Here is a 331-nt window from a genome sequence, read left to right on the forward strand (position 1 = left end):
CTTCGGGCTGAAGGTGCGGCCCTCCAATCGCCGCCCGCCGTCGGCCGAGATCCGCAAGCGCGCCCTCGACCTTCTCGACCTCGTCCAGCTCTCCGGCCTCGACAAGCGCTATCCGGCGCAGCTCTCGGGTGGCCAGCGCCAGCGTGTGGCGCTCGCCCGCGCCATGGCGGTGGAACCGAACGTGCTTCTGCTCGACGAGCCCTTCGGCGCGCTCGACGCGCAGGTCCGAAAAGAACTGCGCAAGTGGCTGCGCGACATTCACGACCGCACCGGCCACACGACGATCTTCGTCACCCATGACCAGGACGAGGCGCTGGAGCTCGCCGACCGC

The 331-nt window shown here is 69.8% G+C and carries 1 protein-coding gene; it reads left to right on the forward strand.

Annotated elements, in window-relative coordinates:
- On the forward strand, positions 1 to 331 hold a 331-nt coding region (locus tag ASE71_RS35720; protein ID WP_156411754.1), incomplete at both ends, for a sulfate/molybdate ABC transporter ATP-binding protein.

It is taken from the genome of Ensifer sp. Root954 (assembly GCF_001429005.1).
In the GTDB taxonomy this organism is placed as follows: Bacteria; Pseudomonadota; Alphaproteobacteria; order Rhizobiales; family Rhizobiaceae; genus Ensifer; species Ensifer adhaerens.